Annotated in this window: 1 protein-coding gene; it reads right to left on the reverse strand. The window is 67.7% G+C overall.

Annotated elements, in window-relative coordinates:
* Window position 1 precedes the first annotated feature (1 nt).
* On the reverse strand, window positions 2–988 hold the full coding sequence (locus PUR56_RS00245) for an IS481 family transposase (RefSeq protein WP_329947340.1): 987 nt from the start codon (window positions 986–988) through the stop codon (window positions 2–4).
* Window positions 989–1,096 lie beyond the last annotated feature (108 nt).

The raw sequence follows: 1,096 nt of genomic DNA on the forward strand, positions 1-1,096 counted from the left end.
GCTAGCTGTATTGACCCGCAGGATTGTTGACACGCGTGATCGGGGGTTGGCCTCCGAGTGCGGTGTGGCAGCGATGGTAGTTGTAGGCGTGCAGGAAGTCGGGGAGCGCTTCGGTTCGTTCCTGGTTGCTGGTGTAGGGGCGTTGGTAGGCCCATTCGTCGAGCAGGGTGCGGTTGAAGCGCTCGACCTTGCCGTTGGTCTGGGGTCGGTAGGGGCGAGTGCGTTTGTGGGCGATGCCGGATGCGGCGAGTGTGTCGCGCCACAGGTGTGACTTGTAGCAGGCGCCGTTGTCGGTCAGGACGCGTTCGACGGTGATGCCGAGGGCGGTGAAGAACTGCTCGGCGCGGTGCCAGAACGCGGTGGCGGTCTCCTTGCGTTCGTCGGGCAGGATCTCGCTGTAGGCCAGGCGGGTGTGGTCGTCGACGGCGCTGTGGACGTAGCTGTAGCCGATCTTCGGTGTCCCGCTCGGAGTTCTCAGGCCGGTGGTGGCGTACCGGTTGCTCTCGCCGGCCTGCCGGTCCATGACGCGGTGGCCGCCGCCGTCGGGGATGTTGCCGAGCTTCTTGATGTCGACGTGGACCAGCTCGCCGGGGCGTTCGCGCTCGTAGCGGCGGATGACCTGGCCGGTGGGCCGGTCCATCCACCGCAGCCGGTTCATGCCGTGGCGGGTCAGGATCCGGTGGACCGTCGAGGTCGGTATGCCGAGGATCGGCCCGAGCCGGGCGGGGCCGAGCTTGCGTTCCTGCCGCAGCCGGCAGACCTCGGCCTCGATCGTGTCCGGGGTGCGGTGCGGGGTGGTACGGGGGCGACTGGACCGGTCGTGCAGGCCCGCGTCGCCCTCTGCGCGCCACCTGCGGACCCACTTGTGGGCGGTGGTGCGGGAGATCCCCATCTCGGCGGCTATGTGCGCGACCGGGCGTCCTGCCCGGACGCGTTCGATCAGGAGCCGCCTGCCGTGCACGGTCAGGCGGGCGTTACGGTGGGACACGAAGACCTCCGGTGCGGTGCAGTCCTAGACAGCTCCACCACACCGGAGGTCTTTACGTTTGATCAAGCCCGACCACTGTCAACAACGCTCGTGATCAATACAGCTAGC

This window comes from Streptomyces sp. BE303 (assembly GCF_036290945.1).
In the GTDB taxonomy this organism is placed as follows: Bacteria; Actinomycetota; Actinomycetes; order Streptomycetales; family Streptomycetaceae; genus Kitasatospora.